This is a genomic window from Rhodococcus sp. IEGM 1354 (assembly GCF_030056855.1).
Taxonomy (GTDB): Bacteria; Actinomycetota; Actinomycetes; order Mycobacteriales; family Mycobacteriaceae; genus Rhodococcoides.
Map to the genome: position 1 here is coordinate 323,045 of NZ_JASHKT010000001.1, position 20,737 is coordinate 343,781.

General features: G+C 65.5%; 21 protein-coding genes. 9 read left to right on the forward strand and 12 right to left on the reverse strand.

Annotated elements, in window-relative coordinates; genetic code table 11:
- Positions 1-12: 12 nt before the first annotated feature.
- Complete coding sequence (locus QM588_RS01685; protein WP_283311032.1) at positions 13-2,235, reverse strand: putative bifunctional diguanylate cyclase/phosphodiesterase; 2,223 nt, start codon at positions 2,233-2,235, stop codon at positions 13-15.
- Between the two features lie 198 nt (positions 2,236-2,433).
- On the opposite strand from QM588_RS01685, the gene QM588_RS01690 reads away from it, so the two are divergent.
- Complete coding sequence (locus tag QM588_RS01690) at positions 2,434-3,144, forward strand: Clp protease N-terminal domain-containing protein (protein ID WP_283311033.1); 711 nt, start codon at positions 2,434-2,436, stop codon at positions 3,142-3,144.
- A 9-nt stretch (positions 3,145-3,153) separates the two neighbouring features.
- Here the strand turns inward: QM588_RS01690 and QM588_RS01695 are convergent, their stop codons facing one another.
- Positions 3,154-4,143: an NAD(P)/FAD-dependent oxidoreductase gene (locus QM588_RS01695; RefSeq protein WP_283311034.1), complete on the reverse strand. Its 990-nt coding sequence runs from the start codon at positions 4,141-4,143 to the stop codon at positions 3,154-3,156.
- Between the two features lie 291 nt (positions 4,144-4,434).
- On the opposite strand from QM588_RS01695, the gene QM588_RS01700 reads away from it, so the two are divergent.
- Complete coding sequence (locus tag QM588_RS01700) at positions 4,435-4,623, forward strand: hypothetical protein (protein ID WP_283311035.1); 189 nt, start codon at positions 4,435-4,437, stop codon at positions 4,621-4,623.
- Here QM588_RS01700 and QM588_RS01705 read toward each other — a convergent pair.
- Positions 4,620-4,778: a hypothetical protein gene (locus QM588_RS01705; RefSeq protein ID WP_222088597.1), complete on the reverse strand. Its 159-nt coding sequence runs from the start codon at positions 4,776-4,778 to the stop codon at positions 4,620-4,622. The two genes, QM588_RS01700 and QM588_RS01705, sit on opposite strands and share 4 nt — an antisense overlap.
- Positions 4,779-5,032: 254 nt before the next feature.
- On the opposite strand from QM588_RS01705, the gene QM588_RS01710 reads away from it, so the two are divergent.
- On the forward strand, positions 5,033-5,920 hold the full coding sequence (locus QM588_RS01710) for an SGNH/GDSL hydrolase family protein (RefSeq protein ID WP_283311036.1): 888 nt from the start codon (positions 5,033-5,035) through the stop codon (positions 5,918-5,920).
- 61 nt (positions 5,921-5,981) lie between these two features.
- Positions 5,982-6,623 (forward strand): LysE family translocator, encoded by a 642-nt coding sequence (locus QM588_RS01715; protein ID WP_283311037.1) that lies wholly within the window; start codon positions 5,982-5,984, stop codon positions 6,621-6,623.
- On the opposite strand, the gene QM588_RS01720 is transcribed toward QM588_RS01715, so the two are convergent.
- The 7 genes from QM588_RS01720 to QM588_RS01750 are packed head-to-tail and all read right to left on the reverse strand — an operon-like array spanning position 6,573 to position 14,317.
- A complete protein-coding gene (locus tag QM588_RS01720; protein ID WP_283311038.1) occupies positions 6,573-7,115 on the reverse strand; it encodes a winged helix-turn-helix transcriptional regulator in 543 nt (180 codons plus the stop codon). The two genes, QM588_RS01715 and QM588_RS01720, sit on opposite strands and share 51 nt — an antisense overlap.
- A gap of 2 nt (positions 7,116-7,117) precedes the next feature.
- Positions 7,118-7,621 (reverse strand): PaaI family thioesterase, encoded by a 504-nt coding sequence (locus tag QM588_RS01725; protein ID WP_283311039.1) that lies wholly within the window; start codon positions 7,619-7,621, stop codon positions 7,118-7,120.
- 46 nt (positions 7,622-7,667) lie between these two features.
- Complete coding sequence (atzF, locus tag QM588_RS01730) at positions 7,668-9,371, reverse strand: allophanate hydrolase (protein ID WP_283311040.1); 1,704 nt, start codon at positions 9,369-9,371, stop codon at positions 7,668-7,670.
- The gene (locus QM588_RS01735; protein ID WP_283311041.1) at positions 9,361-11,370 is read right to left on the reverse strand and encodes a 5-oxoprolinase/urea amidolyase family protein; all 2,010 of its coding nucleotides are present in this window, start codon (positions 11,368-11,370) and stop codon (positions 9,361-9,363) included. Before QM588_RS01735 ends, atzF begins: the two co-directional genes overlap by 11 nt.
- Positions 11,367-11,984 carry an urea amidolyase associated protein UAAP2 gene (locus tag QM588_RS01740; protein WP_283311042.1) on the reverse strand — a complete coding sequence of 206 codons (618 nt, stop codon included), beginning with the start codon at positions 11,982-11,984 and terminating at the stop codon, positions 11,367-11,369. The genes QM588_RS01735 and QM588_RS01740 overlap by 4 nt, the downstream gene beginning before the upstream one ends.
- Complete coding sequence (locus QM588_RS01745; RefSeq protein WP_283311043.1) at positions 11,981-12,763, reverse strand: urea amidolyase associated protein UAAP1; 783 nt, start codon at positions 12,761-12,763, stop codon at positions 11,981-11,983. Before QM588_RS01745 ends, QM588_RS01740 begins: the two co-directional genes overlap by 4 nt.
- Positions 12,764-12,769: 6 nt before the next feature.
- The gene (locus QM588_RS01750) at positions 12,770-14,317 is read right to left on the reverse strand and encodes an amino acid permease (protein WP_283311045.1); all 1,548 of its coding nucleotides are present in this window, start codon (positions 14,315-14,317) and stop codon (positions 12,770-12,772) included.
- Between the two features lie 187 nt (positions 14,318-14,504).
- Between QM588_RS01750 and QM588_RS01755 the strand changes: the two genes are divergently transcribed.
- Genes QM588_RS01755 through QM588_RS01770 form a run of 4 tightly spaced genes read left to right on the forward strand, consistent with a single transcriptional unit; the run spans position 14,505 to position 17,140 of the window.
- Positions 14,505-15,206: a TetR/AcrR family transcriptional regulator gene (locus QM588_RS01755; RefSeq protein WP_283311047.1), complete on the forward strand. Its 702-nt coding sequence runs from the start codon at positions 14,505-14,507 to the stop codon at positions 15,204-15,206.
- Positions 15,203-15,868, forward strand: coding sequence for an SDR family NAD(P)-dependent oxidoreductase (locus tag QM588_RS01760; RefSeq protein ID WP_283311049.1), 666 nt, complete (start codon positions 15,203-15,205; stop codon positions 15,866-15,868). The genes QM588_RS01755 and QM588_RS01760 overlap by 4 nt, the downstream gene beginning before the upstream one ends.
- 14 nt (positions 15,869-15,882) lie before the next feature.
- Positions 15,883-16,323, forward strand: coding sequence for a cupin domain-containing protein (locus QM588_RS01765; protein WP_283311051.1), 441 nt, complete (start codon positions 15,883-15,885; stop codon positions 16,321-16,323).
- Positions 16,316-17,140 (forward strand): spermidine synthase, encoded by an 825-nt coding sequence (locus QM588_RS01770; RefSeq protein ID WP_283311053.1) that lies wholly within the window; start codon positions 16,316-16,318, stop codon positions 17,138-17,140. Before QM588_RS01765 ends, QM588_RS01770 begins: the two co-directional genes overlap by 8 nt.
- A 22-nt stretch (positions 17,141-17,162) precedes the next feature.
- On the opposite strand, the gene QM588_RS01775 is transcribed toward QM588_RS01770, so the two are convergent.
- A complete protein-coding gene (locus tag QM588_RS01775; RefSeq protein ID WP_283311054.1) occupies positions 17,163-18,515 on the reverse strand; it encodes an 8-oxoguanine deaminase in 1,353 nt (450 codons plus the stop codon).
- Positions 18,516-18,596: 81 nt separating this feature from the next.
- On the opposite strand from QM588_RS01775, the gene QM588_RS01780 reads away from it, so the two are divergent.
- Positions 18,597-18,893, forward strand: coding sequence for a putative quinol monooxygenase (locus QM588_RS01780; RefSeq protein ID WP_283311056.1), 297 nt, complete (start codon positions 18,597-18,599; stop codon positions 18,891-18,893).
- Here the strand turns inward: QM588_RS01780 and QM588_RS01785 are convergent.
- Entirely contained in the window at positions 18,871-20,691 is a 1,821-nt protein-coding gene (locus QM588_RS01785) for a bifunctional diguanylate cyclase/phosphodiesterase (RefSeq protein ID WP_283311058.1), read from the reverse strand. The two genes, QM588_RS01780 and QM588_RS01785, sit on opposite strands and share 23 nt — an antisense overlap.
- Positions 20,692-20,737 lie beyond the last annotated feature (46 nt).

The window sequence follows — 20,737 nt, forward strand, 5'->3', positions numbered from 1 at the left end:
CTAACACCGTGCTTACCGTTGATGCGCTGATTCGAGAAGCCAATGCGCGATGGGGGCGGGCCTGCCGTAAAGATAACCCTGCGCGAAACGGCAGTCGAGCTGCTCGATGATCGCGGCCTGTTCCTCGGTCTCGACCCCCTCGGCCACGGTCGCCACGGGAAGTGCCGACGCCATGGCAGTGATCGCGCGGATCAACTGCACGTCGGAATCGGAGTCGCCGATCTCGTGGACGAAGGACTTGTCGATCTTGAGCAGCGCAATCGGCATCTCGCGCAACCGGTTCAGCGACGAGTAGCCGATGCCGAAATCGTCGAGCACGATGAGTACTCCCATGGCGGCGAGCCGATCGAGCACGGTTTTCGCGGCTCCGATGTCGTCGATCAGAACACCTTCGGTGATCTCGAGCGCCAGATCCGCACCGGTGACACCGAAGGTGTCGAGCACCCGTTGGACGATGCCCGGCAGCGAGTCGTCGCGCAACTGCATCGGCGAGACGTTGACCGACATGGTGACGTCCTGCCCGTTCGCGCGCAGTGTCACCAGATCGGAGATCGCGGTGCGCAGTACCCACTCACCGATCTCCTCGATCAGATTCGTTGATTCGGCGATCGGGATGAACTCGTTCGGCGTCCGTACTCGGCCCTGCCAGTTCCAACGTACGAGCGCCTCGTAGACAACGGTCTTGCGGGACTTCGTCGCGACGATCGGTTGGTAGTAGACCTCGAGTTCCCCGCGCCGGATCGCGCCGCGGAGCGCGGTGGCGGTCTCGATCGCCGATGTTGCTCGCGCACGCAAGGACTCGTCGAAGAACGCGTAGCGAGACGCCCCGAGAGATTTCGCGTGATACATCGCGGTGTCGGCCTCGCGGATGGCGTCGTTCAGTCGTTCGGCGTCGGCGATGCCCACCGAGGCCGAGACGTAGGCGGTGGCAGCACTGAGCGGGAACGGCTCGCTCAGTCGCTCGATGATGCGGCGCGCCAACAGTTCCGAACCCGAACGGTCGCGGCGGGTGAGCACCACGAATTCGTCGCCGGCATACCGAACGACGGTATCGGCAGCACCGACGGCCGCGCGGATGCGACGTGCTGCGGCGACGATCAACTCGTCTCCGACGCGGTGGCCGTACGAATCGTTGACCATCTTGAAGTTGTCGAGGTCGACGAACAGCGTGCAGGTGCGTCCGGGGCGTCGATCGCGTTCGTGTCGGGCGTATTCCGCGTCGAGCGTCGTGCGGTTCGGCAGGCCGGTGAGCAGATCGTGTGCCGCGAGGTAGCGGGCATGCTCCTCGCCGGTCTGCACTCGGGCCAGGGCGCGTTCGCCGCGGAGGAAAGCACCGACCAGGATCGAGGCGAGCAACAGCGAGCGGACGATCAGGTCGCCGGTGGAGACCGCCGAACCGAGCAGCGGCACGGTCGCGCAGACCACCAACAACAACACCACGAAGACCACCCGACGGCTGCTGTGGGCGGGCGCGGGGGTCTGCCGGTGCGACACCGTGCGCATCGACGGATCGAGCGCTGCCATCGCCAACGACAGGTACGCGAACAGGTAGATGCCGTCGAGCAACCCCGAGGACGGAGCGTCGTCGGTCGTCGCCGCGAAGGCGTAGGACACGTCGCCGACGAACGTAGCCACCAGGGCGAGCAGCGCCCAGAACAACGCGGCGGAGCGGGGTTTGGAGGAGAAGAGCAGATATGTCGTCAACGTGATCAGCGCCGCGTCGATCGCCGGATAGATCCCGTTCATCACCGTCGACACGGGCGAACGCGGCAGGGCGAGGGCCGGGGAGATCAGCAGCAACCACGACAGGAACAGCGTGCCGAGAAAGATCAGGCCTGCATCGACGAGTGGGGTGATGTCGTCGATCGACCGGCGGTCTCGGATCCACCGAGACAGGGCGTATCCCACCAGGGCGTACCCGGTGAGAGTGAACAGATCCGGGAGCAGCGAGAACGATCGATCCAGTGCGTTCGGGTCACTGCGAAAGGAGACTCCGAACATGAACAGCACCGAGGCTCCGAACAGAGCCCACCAGCAGCGGGCGTCGGTCGGACGGTAGCGACGAATTGCCGCACTGATCGCCACGACCGATCCGACGGCGACGACAGCCAGAACGCCGGCACGCACGTCGGCACTGCCCTGGACGAACACCGTCACCGCGACGACGGCCACCGCAGCCAAGAACGCGGTCCGCACCGACGGCACGGCGAAAGGTGCAGCGGCCTTCGCATTCATCGAAGGACCCCACTTCCCCTCGCGTGCGGACTCGCACCGTCCCGACTGACGCCATCATCGGTGAATATACGTCTTTGCCTGCACAAACGGTGATCAGGGTCACTATTTGCCCTCGAACAAACCGCGACTCCACCGCCCCCGGGGAACAGTCGTCAACCAAGGGTTGACGATCGACGACCGTCAACCTAAAGTTGACGCATGACAGAATCGACGAAGATCACCAATCCAGTCCGACTCGACGACCTGATCGCCGCCATCGAGAAGGTGCACACCGACGCACTCGATCAACTCTCCGACGCGGTGATCGCCGCCGATGCGCTCGGCGACATCGCCGACCATCTGATCGGCCACTTCGTTGATCGTGCGCGCCGCTCCGGTGCATCCTGGACTGCCATCGGAGCGTCGATGGGCGTCAGCAAGCAGGCGGTACAGAAGCGTTTCGTGGCCAAGGGCGGCGACGACCCGGCCGAACTCGACGCCAGTCAGGGCTTCTCGCGCTTCACTCCACGCGCACGCAATGTGGTGGTGGGGGCGCAGAACGAGGCCCGGGCGACGAGCAACGATCGCATCACCACCGGGCACCTGATCCTCGGCCTGCTCGGTGAGCCCGAGGGCTTCGCCGCGAAGCTGCTGGGTGCCCTGGGGCTCACCGACGAGCGGATCCGTACCGCGGTCACGGCGACGCTGCCGGAACCGGCAGATCCCCTGCCGGCGCTGATCCCATTCGACGCCGGTGCCCAGAAGGCACTGGAATTGACCTTCCGTGAGGCGCTTCGGTTGGGGCACAACTACATCGGCACCGAGCACATCCTGTTGGCGCTGCTCGAGAACGAGGATGCCACCCTGACCGAACTCGGGGTCCGCAAAGACGCCATCGAGAGCGCACTGGCAACCGCGCTGGGAAGCTGATGTCCGATGTCAGGAGGCCATTGCTTCGGCCTGCTCGACGGCGAACCGGACGTCCTCCTCGATCAGGTCACTGTTGATCGCGGCACCGGCCTTCACGCCTGCCGCCGAGGCCGCGACGACGGTGTCCATGGGTGCCGCCACGTTGCCGGCCACCCACACCCCGGGCACGGACGTCGCCCCGACTGGGTCGGCCTCGATGTAGGTGCCGAGGACATGACCGTTCATCACCATCTCGGTCGTGTCGAGTCCCAACGATTCGAGAACGTCTGCACGGGAAGCGAAGTTGGGGCCGACGACCACGGCGTCGAGCGCGACGGCGACGCCGTTCGCCAACGTGACGCCGACGATGGCGTCGTTCTCGACGTCGACTCGCGTGATCTCTTCTTCGACCACGACGATCCCGCGGGCGCGCATCCGCGTCAGCTCCTCGGGGCTCAATCCCGTTGCGGTGTGGGTGAAGACGGTGACGTTCTCCGACAGTTGACGCCACATCTGGGCCTGATGTCCGGACATGACGCTGCCGATGATGCCGATCGCCCGGTCTCGGACTTCCCATCCGTGGCAGTACGGGCAGTGCAGTACATCTCGGCCCCAGCGCTCGGCGAGCCCGGGGATGCTGGGGAGAATGTCGGTGAGACCGGTGGTGACCAGGAGGCGACGGCATCGAACGACGGTCCCGTCGGCGAGGGACACCTCGAACCCGGAGTCGGTCCGCGCAGCCGAGGTCGCGCTGCCGTCGACGATGCGGACGCCGTAGTGCTCGGCCTCGATACGGCCGAGACGAACGAGCTCGAGCGGAGATTCGCCGTCGCGCGTCAGGTAGTTGTGCGAATGGGCGGCCGGAGCGTTGCGCGGATCGCCGGCGTCGATGATCGTCACGGATCGGCGCGAGCGTCCGAGAGCTACCGCGGCGCTGAGCCCGGCGACTCCGCCGCCGACGATGATCGCATCGACGCGGACATTCTCGGTGGGCGCTGGGTGTGCGTTGTCTGAAGTCATGTCTGCAGTGTGCGGACATACGCGGCCGTTTGGCAAGGGAAATTGCCAGTACGGCAAATTATGGAAGACGAAAATACCGTGACGCCTGCGCGTGCGCACAAAACGAGGTAGCTGCCCTGTTTGTCCCCGCGTTGGCAGGGCCGACGGTCGCCATCGGTCGCTGTAAGCGCGGATCTACCGCTTGAACAGGCAGTTCTGGTGCGGAATACTGATCGGCAGGAACACATTGGGGGCGCTATGGGGCATTTCGAAATCGGGGATACTGTCGTCGCGATCCGAAATCTGGGACGCGTGCGTTGGCGAAGCGGCATTCCCCAGGGAACCGTGGGGATCGTCGTGGGCATCGACTGGCTCGGCGATGCCCGCGTGGACTTCACCGCCGACCCAGCGATGCGAGCGCGCGGAGAAGCGGTGGAGCACATCGTGTCCGACGGTGACGTCCGAACGGTGCGATCTGCGCCTCGCCGCTTGTTCGGCTAGTTGCTGTCGGTTCGCTCGTCGTCGGTAGCCGGGCCTGTTTCGATGGCCCCGCCCTCGCTGGACCAGTCGTTGGAATCGGTGCCCGCAGCCGGGTCGGACTGCACGTCCTTGTCGGCGTCGGGGGCAGAGTTCTCGTCGTGCTTCGGATCAGTCATGTGTGCGGTGTACCCGTGCGGTGCCGGACGAACCGTCGGCACCGCACGGACAGCGATGGGAGCGGTCTCTACAGTCCGAAGGGCAGCGTTCCCGGTGCCAGTTCGAAGCCGCTGCTACCAGCGGAAATGGAGCCGAAGCCGGCCAGGATCGCGTTGATGAAGTTGGTGATCATGAGATGTCTCTTTCCTTCGATGTGTAGACGTACTCGTGGGACAACCCGGTCGAGGTTACCGGCCGCGGTAGCGTCGAGCCTGTGAGGAACCCAGGGATCTACGTCGGGATTGCTGTTGCCGTGAGTCTGCTGGGGGCGTGTTCTTCGCCCAGCGCACCCGATACGGACGTCCCGGATGCCCCGGCCTCGGCTGCACTGAACTATGTCGCGTTGGGAGACTCCGCTGCATCGGGGCCACGAATTCCGGAGCCGGTGGGTGTACCGGGCTGCGAGCAATCCGACTCGAACTACCCGCACGTCGTCGCCGCTCAGCTCGAGGTCGCATCGTTCCTCGACGTCACGTGCGGCGGAGCCGTGACCGAGAACCTCGTCTCGACGCCCCAGAGCACGTCGAGCGGTGATCAGCCCGTCCAACTCGACGCGGTGACGCCCGAGACCGATCTGGTGACGGTGACGATCGGTGGCAACGACATCGGGCTCGTCTCGACCGCGGTGGGCTGCCTGACGTTCGCGGATTCCTCGACCGGCAACGTCTGCAAGGACCGGCTCACCGCCGGCGGTGTCGACACCGTCGCCGCCGCCATCGCGGACAAGGCTCCGGGTTGGGGCGCGATGCTCGACGCGGTGGCCGAGCGTGCGCCCGACGCGCGGATCCTCGTCGTCGGATACGGAACGTATCTCCCCGACGGCGGCTGCTTCCCCACTCAACCGGTTCTCCCCGAGGACGCCGACTACATCCAGAGCAGCATCACCGCCATGAACCAGGCGCTGAAGACACAGGCCGAGGAGCACGGGGCCGAGTTCGTCGACACCGAGGCGCTCAGCGTCGGCCACGATGTCTGCGCGGCAGTCGATCAGCGGTACTTCGAGGGCGTCATCCCGGAGAACCCCGCTGCGCCACTGCACCCGACGGCAGCCGGCATGGCCGCCATCGGTGACGAGGTCGCCTCGATCGTGCGAAGCGAATAGGTGTCCACAAGAGGGTAATTGGCTCTACCCGGGCGTTCCACTATCGGGAAGTGTCGACCGTATGGTCTCGTGGTCTGCAGTATTCGGCGTGTTCGCCGTCGCCCTCGTGTTGGTTCTGACACCGGGTCCCAACATGATCTACCTCGTCTCGCGCAGCATTTCGCAAGGCAGGCGGGCGGGGATGGTGTCCCTCGCAGGTGTGGCTGTCGGCTTTCTGGTCTACCTGACGGCGACCAATTTCGGCCTGGCAGCGGTGTTTACGGCCGTGCCTGCGCTGTACACGGCCGTCAAGCTCGCCGGAGCGGTCTACCTCGGTTGGCTTGCCGTGCAGGCCCTACGCGGAACGGCATCCGCCTTCGAGCCGACTGCGCTGCAACAGGATTCGAACCGGCGACTGTTCGCGATGGGTCTGGTGACCAATCTGCTGAACCCGAAGATCGCGATCATGTACATCTCGGTCATTCCCCAGTTCATCGATCCCGCGGCCGGACGCCTTCTGCTGCAGGGCTTCACGCTCGGCGGCGTGCAGATCGCCGTGGCGGTCGCGGTCAACCTATCGATCGTCGTGCTGGCCGGATCGATTGCCCGATTCCTCGCCGTCCGGCCCACCTGGCTGAAGCTGCAGCGCTACCTCATGGGCACCGTGCTCGGGCTACTGGCGGTGCGTGTCGCCACCGACGGCAGCAGGCCGCTCCCGGCGTGATCGACGCGCGGCTCGCATATCCGGGTCCAGCCGTTGCCGTACGGCTTCGGATGCAGCCGGGCCCGGCAGGAACTGCGCGTGGCTCTCGCGCAGAGTCCTTCCCGTCTCGCGATCGACGAGCACCGGATCGATCGGTCGGCCGTCTCCGTCCACCAGGACCACCCGCCGATCCTGCTGCGGCACATGCTTGTTTCCCCATGCATACAGGGCGACGATGACCGGGCCGAGTTCGCGGGCCCGCGCCGTCGGCACGTACTCGTGGCGCGCGGGGCGCTCGCTGTATTGCACCTTGGCCAGGAGCCCGCCGTCGACGAGGCCTTTGAGTCTGCGCGCCAACATGTTCGGAGCGATACCGAGATTGGACTCCAGCTCGTCGAACCGAGAGAAGCCGTCGAGCACATCCCGCAGTATCAGCAACGTCCACCATTCGCCCACCTGCTCGAGTGCACCGGCGATGGGGCATTCCATGTCCGCAAAACTACGACGCTGCATTGCTACTTTCCGGCGATGACCAGCAGGGAGCTCGTCCCGGTTGCGACGACTCTGCCGGTGTTGTCGACCACCGAACCCTCGGTGAAGATGACTCGCGAGCCGTTCTTGACCACGATCCCGGTGGCCGTCAAAGGTCCGCTGTGGGAGTGCACCGGGCGTTGGTAGCTGACGTTGATGTCGATGGAGGTGTACCCGGTGCCTGCCGGGAGCGTGGTGTGGGCCGCGCAACCGAGGACTGTGTCGAGAAGCGTGCACACCAGACCGCCGTGCACCATGCCGATCGGGTTGTAGTGCGCCTCGGACGGTTGGCACTCGAACACCACCTTGCCGTTCTCGACCGAGACCGGGGAGAACTGCATGAGCGCTGCGATGGGCGGAGGTGGCAACTCGCCGTTCGCCAGCGCACGCATGGCGTCGAGACCGCTCATGGTGGACGCAGTCTTCAGCACCTCGGCGGGGTCGACCCACGAGAAGGTCTGCGATCGTCGTTGCTCATCAGTGATCATGTGTCTCGCCTGTCCTCGAGTAACTATCACGATGATAGTCAGCTGCTCAGGATAGTAACCCCTGATCGCGGTAGACACGCCAACCGCCGTACTCGGTGATGTCGGTGCCCTTCTCGGCCGCGTCGTGGGCGCAGCAGAACCCGGTGACCCAGCGTCCGTCCGACAACTCGACCGGCCCGAGGCCCATCGGCGCGGGCAACCCGGCGAGAAAGGTGCCGAGCGCCGCAGCGGACATTCGGTACAGCTCTCCGGCAATGGGTGCGCCGTCCCGTTCGCGGCGCACCAGACCGGGCTTGGGCGGTGTGGTGTGCAGATCCACGAGTCGATAGTCCGCAGACGTCGTCACCTCGCCGCTGAACCGTGCGCCCCGATCGGTCAGCTGGCTGTGCACCGGGAACCCGCGCAGGTGTGCCCCGACGGCCAGCACCTCGATGCCGTCGTCGATCAACGAGGGTGATTCTGTCTCGCTCAGCCGAGCAGCGAGGTCGACGGCGATCTGATCCTCGAACGCGGGGACGACGAACATGACTCCGAATGGAGTGCCGTCTGGCGTCGGGGCACCGGGGACGGCCACCGCAGCCATGTCGAGCAGGTTGCAGAAGTTGGTGAGCGTGCCGAGGCGTCGGTTGATTCCGACCGGATCTGCCTGCACTGCAGCGATGCTCGGGTGCTCGGTGGTGGTGGGCAGCAGCAGACCGTCGACGTCGCTCAGTAGCGCGCAGGCCGCGGTCTTCGCTCGCGCGAGAGTGTCCAGATCGTCCACGTACCGGTGCGCGGACGGGCCGGCTGCAGCGCGGACGATGGCAGCGACCGTGGGATCGGCACCGGTCGGCGCGGTGTCGAGAAACTCTCCGATGGCCGAATAGCGCTGCGCCACAATGGCTCCGTCGTACAGCAGTGTGGCCGCATCGAGGAGGTCCGAGATGTCGACTTCGACGTGGGTGAAGCCCTTGTCGGCCAGGCCTGCGACCGTCTCCTCGAATGCCCGACGGTATTCCGGGCTCAGCGATACCAGATCCGCGGCACGTGGAACGGCGACCCGGGGCTCCGGCGACGCGGCCAGTCGAACGTCGGCGGGCCAGGCCCGGCTGCGCGGATCGGTGGTGGTCGGACCGGTCATGACCTTCATCGCCGCCGTGGCACTGTCGAGATCGTGGGCGAGCACGGTGACGCAGTCGTAGTCGGCGCAGGCGGGAACGACGCCGGTGTTCGGCACAATCCCGAGTGTCGCCTTGATTCCGACGAGTCCGTGGAACGCGGCGGGGACTCGCCCGGATCCGGCTGTGTCGGTGCCGATTCCGATGTCCGCGATCCCCAGTGCCACCGCCACTGCCGAGCCGGAACTGGATCCGCCCGAGACCAGCGTGGGGTCCCAGGCACAGCGCACTGCTCCGTAGGGGCTTCGGGTGCCGACCAGTCCGGTGGCGAATTGGTCCAGGTTGGTCTTGCCGAGTATCAGTGCGCCCTGGCTCGTCAATCGTTCGATGGCGACGGCGGAGACTGCTGGTGTGTAGGCGAATTCGGGGCACGCCGCAGTAGTGGGCAGACCGGCGACGTCGATGTTGTCCTTGACGGCAACCAGCACGCCGGCGAGCGGCAGATCTGCACCTGCCTCCAGTGCACGTTCGAGCGCCACCGCCTCGGCCAGTACGTCGTCCTCGTCGCGCAGGGTGATCCACACTTCGGGTCGGTCGACCTCCGCGATTCGCTTGTAGGCCTGCAGAACTCGTTCCCGTACCTCAGGCAGCATCGATCTTGCCTCTCTTGTCGAATTCTCCGGCGGCCGACCACGCGTCCCGCTCGGCCCCGAAGGCCACGGCCTGGGTCGCGCGGAACTCGGCGATGGATTCGGCGTTGGTCTCGAGGAAACTCTCGTGCTCGGCGAGCGAGAACTCACCGTCGGTGATCTCGACTCCACCGCCGCGACCTGCTGCCAGATCGGCGCGCAGGTCCATCAGCTCCTCGGGTTCGACCGAGTACCAGGAGATTCGGTCGAAGAACCGCAACAGCCACGGGGTTCCTTCCTCGAACGGCCCGCCGCTGTAGGCGGCACTGTGGTTCCACACCTGCGTGGTTCGGCCGACGAACTGGTATCCGCCGGGACCCTCCATGCCGTAGATGCACAGGTATGCCCCGCCGATTCCGACGGCGTTCTCCGGCGTCCACGTGCGTGCCGGGTTGTACTTCGTCGTCACCAGGCGGTGGCGCGGATCCAGCGGGGTCGCCACCGGGGCACCGAGGTACACGTCACCGAGCCCGAGAACCATGTAGTCCGCCGCGAACACAGTGTCGAACACGTCTGCGACGGAATCGAGTCCGTTCATCCGCCTGATGAACTCGATGTTCCAGGGACACCACGGGGCGTCGGCGCGAACACCGTGCATGTACCGCTGGATCGCTTCCCTGGTCGACGGGTCGTCCCACGACAGCGGGAGCCGAACCTGGCGGCTGGGAACAACGAGTTCCGAGGCTGCGGGCAGATCGTCCTCGACCTCGCCGAGCAGGCCCATCAGCGAATCGATCGACAGCACATCGGGATTCACCTTGACCTGCAGCGAGCGGATGCCGGGGGTCAGATCCAGCAGGCCTCGGGGCGCGATGGCCTCTACCCGCTGGTGCAGCGCGTGTACCCGTGCTCGCAGTGTGAGGTCGAGCTTCATGTCGCCGTACTCGACGAGCACGTTGTCGTCGCCCGATCGCCGATAGGTGACGCACGTATCGGCGTCACGCCGAGCGATGACGCCGTCGTCGCCGTCACCGCCGGCGGAGAAGACTGCGGGCAGTGATGCGCGCCGAGCGAGGCCGAGCGATCCCAGCGGCGCGGTGGCTGCAGCTCGAACCGGCACGAATCGGATAGTGTCCCCGGGACGAAGTTGACCGAGCTTCCAACGCTCGGCCGCGACAACGGTGACAGGACAGACGAATCCGCCGAGACTGGGGCCGTCGGGGCCGAGCAGGATCGGGGTGTCACCGGTGAAGTCCAATGCGCCGACGCTGTAGGCGTTGTCGTGGATGTTGGACGGGTGCAATCCGGCCTCGCCGCCGTCGGCACGCGCCCACTGCGGCTTGGGTCCGATCAGCCGAACTCCGGTGCGATCGGAGTTGAAGTGCACCTCGTAGCGGGTGGCGTAGAGGGTGTCGATGTCGTCGCGGGTGAAGAACTCCGGTGCGCCGTGCGGGCCCTCGGTGACTGCGATGTCCCAGCTCGACGTCAGCACCGGCAGGTGTTCCATCGGGATCGGCCCGAGGACGGAGGAGTCATCGGAGCGGCCGGCCAGTCCGATGATGTCACCCTCGCCCAGGATACCGCCGCGATGTCCGCCGAACTTACCGAGCGTGAATGTGGCTGCGCTGCCGAGGTAGTCGTCGACGTCGAGGCCACCCTGGATCAGGACGTACACCCGCAGCCCGTGGCCGGTGGTGGTGCCGACATCGAGGGTGGCACCGGCGGGAACCAGGACCGGTTTCCACTGCGCGGCCGATCGGCCGTCGATGCGCACCGGAACCGCTGCACCGGTCACACAGACGTAGGTATCGGCGTCGAACGTCAATGCCGGCCCGGCCATGGTCGATTCGAGACCCGGTACACCCTCGGGGTTGCCGAGCGCGGTGTTGCCGAGCCGGAACGACAGATCGTCCATCGGTCCCGACGGCGGCACGCCCACCTTCCAATAGCCGACCCGTCCTGGCCAGTCCTGCACCGTGGTGATCATGCCGGGCCGCTGGACGGTCATCTTGGTCGCGGTCATGATCGCGTCACGATCATCTGCACCGCGGTGGGGTCGAATCCGTTGCAGGGGTTGTTGATCTGCGGGCAATTCGAGACCAACACCAGCGTGTCGATCTCGGCACGCAACGAGAGCGTCTTTCCGGGAGCCGACAGACCGTCGACGATGCCGAGGGTGCCGTCCGCGTCGACGGGGACGTTCATGAAGAAGTTGATGTTGGGGGCCAGGTCTCGCTTGCCGAGACCCCACTTGGAACCCTCGATGAGGAAGTTCTCGACGCACGCGTGCTGGTGCTGGGTGTGATGGCCGTAGCGCAGAGTATTCGATTCCTTGGAGCAGGCACCGCCGACGGTGTCGTGGTTGCCGACCTCATCGTCGATGATCGTCATCAGAGGTGTCGAATCATCGCTGCGCAGAACGGTTCCGGTGGTGAGGAACAGGTTCCGTTGCGCGGTGACCGTCGCGGCAGCGGAGTACCGGAGCGAATGATCGTGCGCGCCGTACAGCAGGGTGTCGACGGCCTGGTTACCGTAGAGATCGACGATCGCCAGGACGTCACCGGCCTCGACGACTGCGGACCAGGGCCCGAACGCGGGGGCGATCTCGTCTCTGATGATCACTGCACTGGTAGTCATTGCGCTGCCTTCCATGCGTTCTCGGTGTTCTGCACTGCGCGTTGGTATTCCGGCTCGGTGTTGTCGAGTGTGAGCAGCTCCTCCGGTGCGCGCCATGCCAGTACATCGAGCGTCGTCGTGGGGTACTCCGGGCTGGGGTCCAGTGGGTGAGCAGTGTTCGCGAGCAACACGATCACCGGCAGATGGATCAGCAGATCCACCGAGCGGCCCGGTCCGCCCGAGCCGGTGCTCACCAGAGCGCCGTCCCCTGCGACGGTGACGCCGTGGAAGAACGACAATGACGGTGCCACGTCCCGCGGTTCCAGTCCGTGCTTGGCTGCGGCGAGGGTGAACAGTTCACGCCCTGCCGGTGCCGACGAATGTGGTCCGCTCACTCCGTATTTGGCGGTGTTGGTCGCCGTGGACGTGGTACCGCACAGTGCGTCGTGGTGACCGGAGGTGTCGTCGACGATGGTCGCCAGCACCCGACCCTGGTCCGAGAGCAGGGGGTGACCGGCGCTCAGATACGCCTGCCACGGAACCTTGACGGTGTCGGCGGTGTTGAGCCGTTCCCACGGTGCGTCGACGCGATAGAGCAACAGATTGGCGCAGGCAGCACCGTCCACGTCGACGAGACGCAGTCGGCTTCCGCGGGCGAGGACCTTGGTGGTGTAACTTCCGCCGGGCACCGATTCGGCCCAGTTGAGTTCCGAAATGCCCTCGGGTGCTGTGGGTGCGGGCGCGACGGTGGCCTGGGATCGCGCGTGTTCCTTGGCGGAATACGTTGTTGCCGTGCTCATGGTGGTTCAGGCTCCGATCGTGACGGGCTTGGGGTGGGCTTTGCCGTGGGGAAGGCAGGCGATACCCACGACGATCACTGCGAGGACGGTCAATGGTGCGGCCCACCGCAGCAGCGGGAATTCGCCGGTGGGGTCGAAGATCTCGGCCCGCGGCCACGACAGGTTGATCACCATCAGGCCCCCGTACAGAACTGCGGCGATGTTGACCGGCAGGCCGAGTCGGCCCAGGGTGAAGAGCTTCTCGCCGTCGGCGTCGTGCATGACGCCGCCGTGCGGCCAGCCCTTGAGTCGCTGGATCAGCAGCGGGACGGTCACCATCATGTAGGCGAGGTAGATCAGCACGATGCAGACGCTGGAGAGCGTGGTGAAGATCGCGGAGTTCCCGACGTTGACCGCCAGGATCGCAACGCAGGCGAGACCTATGAGCACCGAGGGTGCAATGGGGGTTCCGGTGCGCGAGTTCACCTTCGCCAACGCAGCGGAGGCAGGCAGTCGGCCGTCGCGGGCCATCGAGAACATCAGCCGCGAGGCCGCGGTCTGGATCGCGAGGGTGCAGATGAACACGGCGATCGCGACGTCGATGAGCAGGACCTTGCCCCACGGCGACGTGAGGATCGAGTCGATGACGTACGGAAGTCCCTGCGTCGCAAGCTGACCATCGGTCAGGCTGGGTGCGGCCATCAGAGCGCCGACGATCATCAGGCCACCGCCCAGTGCCGACGCCGACAGTGCGAGGCGGATGGTGCGCGGTGCGACGCGTCGGGGGTTGCGGGTTTCCTCGGCGAGTTCGCCCGCCGATCCGAAGCCGACCATGACGTAGGCGGCCATCAGGCCCGAGACGATCCAGGCGCCGATGTAACCGGGATCTGCTCCGGCGCTGCCGGTATCGAAGACGACCTGCGGTCCGCGTTCGGCATGGGTGAAGAAGACCAGCACGAGGGCGATGACACCCACGATCTCGCAGGTGACTCCGATGCTGTTGATGCGCGATATCCAGTTCACGCCGATGCAGTTGATGGTGGTCGTGAGTACCAGCAGAATCGATCCCAGCACAACGGCATTCGCAGCTCCGCTCGACGAAGTGAGAGCGGTGTCCTCACCGATCAACTGGAATCCGCCCCAGATGCTGGGCAGCACCACCTGCAGTGCGATTGCGGCGGCGGAGGCGGTGACGATCTGCGCGATGATCATGAACCATCCGGCGAACCACCCGACCAGTTCACCGCCCATGCGCCGCGACCAGTGATAGATGGCACCCGAGATGGGATAGCGGGCAGCGAGTTCCGCGAAGTTGAGCGCCACCATGAACTGGCCGAGGAACACCAGCGGCCAGGTCAGGAAGAAAGCCGGTCCGCCGAAGCTGAAGCCGAGGCCGAAGAGCTGGAAGATGGTGGTGAGGATCGAGACGAACGAGAAGCCGGCAGCGAACGACGCGTACTTGCCGAGACTGCGGTGCAGCTGCTGGTCGTAGCCGAGGGCCGCAAGATCCGAATGGTCGGTGGTGGACGTCGGTTCCGAACCCGAGCCCGGGGCCGGCAATGTTGTCGAGCTCATGTTCACTCCTACGGGCGAGGTGGGTGGTGAGTGACCGCCCGCTGCATCGCCGAGGCGGGTTTCTGTCAGTTGATAGTTTTCGGCACCGCCGTTCCCGGGCGGTGTCCGTCGTGAAACAACCTCGTTTCGTCTATTTCGATCAGATGACAGAAATCTCACCGTCACGTGGACCTGACAAGATGCAGTCATGACCGGCGCAGGCAGACCACGGCTGAGCACAAAGAAGAGGGCAGGAGACACCGCCCGCGAGGAAATCCTCGACGCGGCAGCCGAGCTGTTCACCACTCGCGGCTTCACCAACACCTCGACCCGCGTGATCGCCGACGCCGTCGGATTGCGTCAGGCCTCGCTGTATCACCACTTCGCCACCAAAGACGACATCCTCGACGCGCTGCTCAGCGGTACCGTCGACGCGCCGTTGGCCGTTGCGCAGCGAATTCGTGATTCCGGGGCCGAAGCCTCGACCCAGATGTATGCGCTCGCGTACTTCGACGCCGGACAGCTCGCCGCGTCCACCTGGAACCTGGGCGCGCTCTATCTGCTGCCCGAGCTGCGCAGCGAGCGCTTCGAGACATTCCGCGACCATCGGTACACGCTGATGAGTCTGTATGCGGCCATTGCGTCGGACACGCTGGTGCAACTGGGCTCCGAGCGCAGACCGGGGACGGAAGACCTGCCGTTTCGGCTGGTGGAGACCGTGGTGAACGCGCGAGCTGATCGTGAGAACGGACGCCGCGACCCGACGGTGGATGCGGCGGGGATCGCGGAGGCCGCCCTGCGGGTGCTCGGCTGGACCGCGGATGTCACCGCGTTGCACCGGAATGCGGAGGCCTTGCTCGAGACGGTCGTCGGAATAGTCGAGGACCATCGATCCTTGAATCCGACATGACTTCTATTGCAATAGTCGGAGCAGGTGCAGGACTCGGAGCAGCAGTGGCGCGCAAGTTCGGCGCTCAGGGCTACTCGGTCGGCCTCATCGCCCGCAACCAGGCCCGTGTCGACGCACTCGCTGATCAGTTGGCGGCCGACGGTGTGTCCGCGAAGGGCTTCGCCGCCGACGTGCGCGACCCGGCCTCGATCGCCGCAGCCTTGGAGCAGGTCACCGAAACGCTCGGTCCCATCGAGGTGCTGCAGTACAGCCCGCTCCCGCAGAAAGACTTCATGCGGCCCGTGCTCGAAACCACCCCGGCCGACATGGTCGGCCCGGTCGAGTTCTCCATCTACGGACCCATCGCCGCCGTCCACCAGGTGTTGCCGGGCATGAGGTTCCTCGGCAAGAACAAAGGCACCATCCTGTTCGTCAACGGCGGCTCTGCGGTGAAGCCCGGTCGTACGGTCACCGGCACGTCCATCGCGTTCGCCGGCCAGGCCGCATACGCGCAGCTGCTCAACGAGGAGTTGGCCGAGGAGGGAATTCAGGTGTCGCAGTTGATCATCGGCGGTGCCATCGACGGCAGCGATCCGAAGAAGAGCCCCGAGGCTCTCGCCGAGCAGCTGTGGAGCCTGCACACCGAGCGCGACAGGTTCCGGGTTCAGGTCGCCACGGACTGACTAGGCTTGCCGGCATGACGTCGTTGCCCGACTGGGCTCAGAGCCTGGACCTTGCACCCCACCCGGAGGGTGGTTGGTTCAAGGAGACCTGGCGCAGCGAGGTCACGATTCCACAGACATCTCTGCCCGACGGTTATCCCGGCCCGCGCGCAGCAGGTACGGCAATCCTGTTCCTGCTGATGCCCGGCCAGCAGTCGGCCTGGCACACCGTCCGTGGCACGGAGATGTGGCTCTACCACCGTGGCAGTCCAGTGCAGCTCGACCTCGGCGGTGCGGGGACCCAGCCGGGGGCCGCGACCTCGTTGCTGGTCGCACCGGAGTCACCGCAGCAGATCGTGCCACCGTCGGTATGGCAGCGGGCGCAGCCGGTGGGCGACGAACCGAGCCTGGTGAGCTGCATCGTCACTCCCGGCTTCGATTTCGCGGACTTCCGGCTGGAGGACTCCCGTGGGTAGGAAGCGGGCGTCGGCAGCGGTCGGATCTTTGCAACCCGGGGTGTTCGAAATCGATTCGGGTACCTGCGAACTGGTTCGCGACGCTTTCTCCGACGACGGGTGGGTCGTCAACGTCAACGACGTGCCGAGTTCGCATATAGACATGAACGATCCCACCGTACTCGAGTTCGAGTACATGCGGTGGATCTCGAGCCTCGTTCGAGCGCAGTGGGATTCGACCTTCCCGCTGCGTGCGCTGCATCTCGGGGGCGGGGCCTGCACGCTGGCGCGCTCGTTCACCGCCGAGTTTCCCGGTGCGCGTCAGGTGGTCGTGGAGCTCGATGGAAAGCTCTCGGAACTGGTGCGCGAATGGTTCGACCTACCGCGTGCACCTCTACTGCGCATCCGTGTCGGCGAGGCTCGGGCGGTCACCGAAACTCTCAGCGAGAACAGTCGCGACCTGATCGTGCGAGATGTGTTCGCCGGAGCCACAACTCCGGCCCCGCTGCTCACCGCCGAATTCACCACGCATGTCCGACGCGTCCTCTCACCCGGCGGCATGTACGTCGTCAACTGTGGTGATCGACGCGATCTCTCGCTCGCGAAGCAGGAGGCGTCGACCATCGGAAGCATATTTCCGCACACGGCGATCGTCGCGGATCCGGCGATGCTCAAGGGCAGGCGTTACGGCAACATCATCATCGCCGGCAGCGACGTCCCGATCGGGGATTCCCCGGCTCTGGCGCGGGAGCTTCTCGGCGGAGCAGTTCCGGCCCACGTGTGGTCGACCGACGAGGTCACAACGTTCGCGCGTGATGCAAAGGTGTTGCGGGATTGAAGTATTGGGTTCCAAGACCTGCTCACAGCACGTCCTGCGCGAGTGTCATCAGGCGACGGTGCGCATCGGCTCCGGCGCGGCCTATTTCGTCCTGCGGTGCGCTGATCAGGACGTCGTTCTCGACGATCGTTCGACCGCCCACCATCACGCGCGCCAGCGGCGGTGTTTGCCCGTACGCGAACGCGACGACAGGGTCGTCCACGGCCGCGTAGAACCCGTCGGTGCGCCAGATGGCGATGTCGGCCAGCTTGCCGACCTCGAGCGAACCGATCTCGCTCTGCCGTCCCAGTATCGTTGCACCGCCCAGCGTTCCGATCTCCAGCGCCTGACGTGCCGTGAGCGCAGTCGGTCCGTATTTGGCGCGCTGCATGTACATCGCTTGCCGCACCTCCCCGGCCAGCGGCACCATCTCGGCCGAGGCGGAACCGTCGACACCGAGGCCGACGGGGGCACCGGCCGCGAGCAGATCGGAGATGCGGGCGATGCCTGCGCCCAGGCGTGCGTTGGAACTCGGGCAGTGCGCAGTGCCGGTCCCGGTGACTGCCATTTTCGCGATATCGGAATCGTGCAGGTGCACTGCGTGGGCGAACCACACGTCGTCACCGAGCCAGCCGACCTGCTCCATGTACTCGACCGGGGTGCAGTTCATCTGAGCGAGACAATGCTCCTCCTCGTCCAGAGTCTCGGCCAGATGAGTATGCAGCCGAACACCTTTGGCGCGAGCAAGCCCGGCGGACTCGACGAGCAGCTGCTTGCTGATCGAGAACGGGGAGCACGGCGCGACGGCGATGCGGAGCATAGAGCCGAAGGAGGCGTCGTGATAGGTGTCGATGGCCTCGGCGGTAGCGGTGAGGATGTCGTCGAGCGTTTCGACCACCTCGTCGGGCGGCAGACCGCCGTCGGACACACCCCGGTCCATCGAGCCGCGGCACGGCTGAAATCGGACGCCGATGCGTTGTGCGGCGTCGATCTCGGCGGCGAACAGGTCGCCTCGACCCTTGGGGAAGATGTAGTGATGATCGGTGCTCGTCGTGCACCCCGATTTCGCCAGCCAACCGAGGCCGGCAGCAGCTGCGCCGCCGACGACCTCGGCATCCATCTTGGACCACGGTTTGTACAGCGCCACAAGCCATTCGAAAAGCGTGTCGTCCTTGGCGAGACCTTGAGAGGCCCACTGGTAGAGGTGGTGATGGGTGTTCACCAGTCCCGGCGTGACGAGGCAGCCGGCCGCGTCGATGTTCTCTGCCCCGGCGAGGACCGGTGCCGAGCCGGAGCCCACGGCGCTGATCTTCGCTCCTTCGATCACGAGATAGCCGGAGGGAATCTCGTCGCCGACAATGGGGGCGATATACGCATTGGAGATCACGGTGGTCATGTGTCGTCGGCCTTTCGAGTTGCTGCGACATCGTAAGCCCGCCGGAGCGTCGGCGCAGTGGAGCGGGTCTAGGGTGACGGTATGGCTCTCATTGCACTGTTGGATCTGACGTTCAAGCCCGAGTCCCTCGCCGAGGCGCGGGCGCTGCTGCGGACCGTGCTCGCGGACACCCGCGCGTTCGAGGGATGCCTCGGCGTCGAGGTGTGGGTCGACGAAGAGAACGAAGCGCACGTCGTCGCGCACGAGGCCTGGGAGTCGGCGGAGGCCGACGCGAAGTACCGCGAGTTCCGCGCCGGACCGGGCAAGATCGTCGAATTGCCGCCGCTACTGGCCGCGGCTCCGTCGTTGACGAAATTCACCGTCGATTCTTCGGTGTAGCGGATTCGTCGGTCCGGCCACGGTCCACCGTGGCCGGTTGTGGTCGACCGGTGAGGAACCCCTGCACCATGTCGGCACCGAGATCTGCCGCGACCCGCAATTCCGCGTCGGTCTCGACACCCTCCATGATGACGCTGGCACCGATCTGTCGGGCCAAGTCGATGATCGCCGTGGCCGCGGCGCGACGGAACGAGTCCCGATCGATTCCGTGCACGAGTGCGTAGTCGATCTTGAGGGTGTCGGGCCGAAGCTCGACGATGTGGCGCATACCGGCGAAACCGGCTCCGACGTCGTCGATGGAGATCTGAACTCCGGCGTCGCGCAAGCTCTCGATGGCGCGGGTCACCGCACGGTAGTCGTCGACGCGTTCGTGTTCGGTGATCTCGAGGTGGAAGGTTCGTGATACCAGATGTGGACGCAACCGGTCCAGTAGGTCGGTCGTGCGGATGGTGTCCGCCGACGCGTTCAGCGACACGAAAGGTCCCGGCGGCAGAAGATGAATGTGCGCCAGCGCCCGTTCCAGCGCTGCGCGTTCGAGCCGTGGACCGACGCCGGCGTCCGCTGCGTCGCGGTACCACGACAGAGGCGATCCGTGGCCGAATGGGAATCGCGACAGTGCCTCGTAGCCGACGGTCGAACCGGTGACCGTATTGCAGATGGGCTGGAAGAAGATGTCGGGCCCGCCGGCTTCGATGAGCGCATCGATTCTCTGCCTTGCCTGCTCGCGGGTATCTGCTTCGGACAGTCCGGTCTCCGGGAACCTTCCCGAGGTCCGTGCTTTGAAGCGATACATCTCGATGTCGGCGAGTGCGATCAACCGTCGGACCAGTACGTGTAGGCCGGTGTCGGTGGGCGACGTCTCCACGGCCGATCCCACACTGGTGGTGAACGGCGGGCCGTCGAACGATTCCTCCAGCGCAGCGCGAATCCTGTTGTCCGATTCGGTGATCGACTCTCGGGTTCCGACACTGACGACCACGAACTCGTCGCCGCCGAGTCGTGCGATCGCGGACTTGTCCCCCACCGCATAGGACAGGCGACGGGCGACCTCAACGAGCACCGCGTCACCGGAGGGATGGCCGAACCTGTCGTTGATGTGCTTGAACCGATCGATGTCGAGGACGGTCACCCCGACCGCTTGCTGTGCACGATCTTCGGCTGGGGACAGGCGCAACGAGTCGACGGTATCGAGCAACCCACGTCGGTTCCACAGGCCGGTCAACGGATCTCGCAGTGCTCTCGCCGCGCTCGTTCGCAGCTGACCGATGTACGACTTGATCATGAAGGGTGCGGCGTAGAGGGATCCGATGGTTACCATTCGAGAAGTGGTGGACCATGGATCGGCACCCTCCGAGACAGCCAGAGCGGCAAGCCCTGCGAGGGTGAGTGCGCCGATTGCCAAGTGAATCAACATGACACGGTGCGAGCTCGCGACGACGATGAACGCTGCGACGATCGAGAACATCGCGCAGCCCGGCATCGCGTCGAAGTGCGTTTGGAAGGAGAACAGAACGGTCACGATGCCGACGTCGGCGTAGAGGATGTAGACGATCGCCATCCTCGTCGACGCCCACGGCCGTGCGTACCAGGCAATCGCCACCGGCACCGTGGTGACGGACGCGAGCAGTACGGCGATCGACATGGTGTCGGAGAACTGACCGGCGGGGACCATCAGGGCCCCGGCGAGGCCGAATGTGAGCGTCATTCCGCTGATGAACAGCCGCACCCAGCGTTCCTGCGCGGTGGGTGCGAAGTCTCCCGGTTCGGAAATGGTGACGCCCTCCGTAGAACCAGCCACTAACCTGCGTGAACGCTAGCACTCACACCTGGTGTCGTAGTGGGGT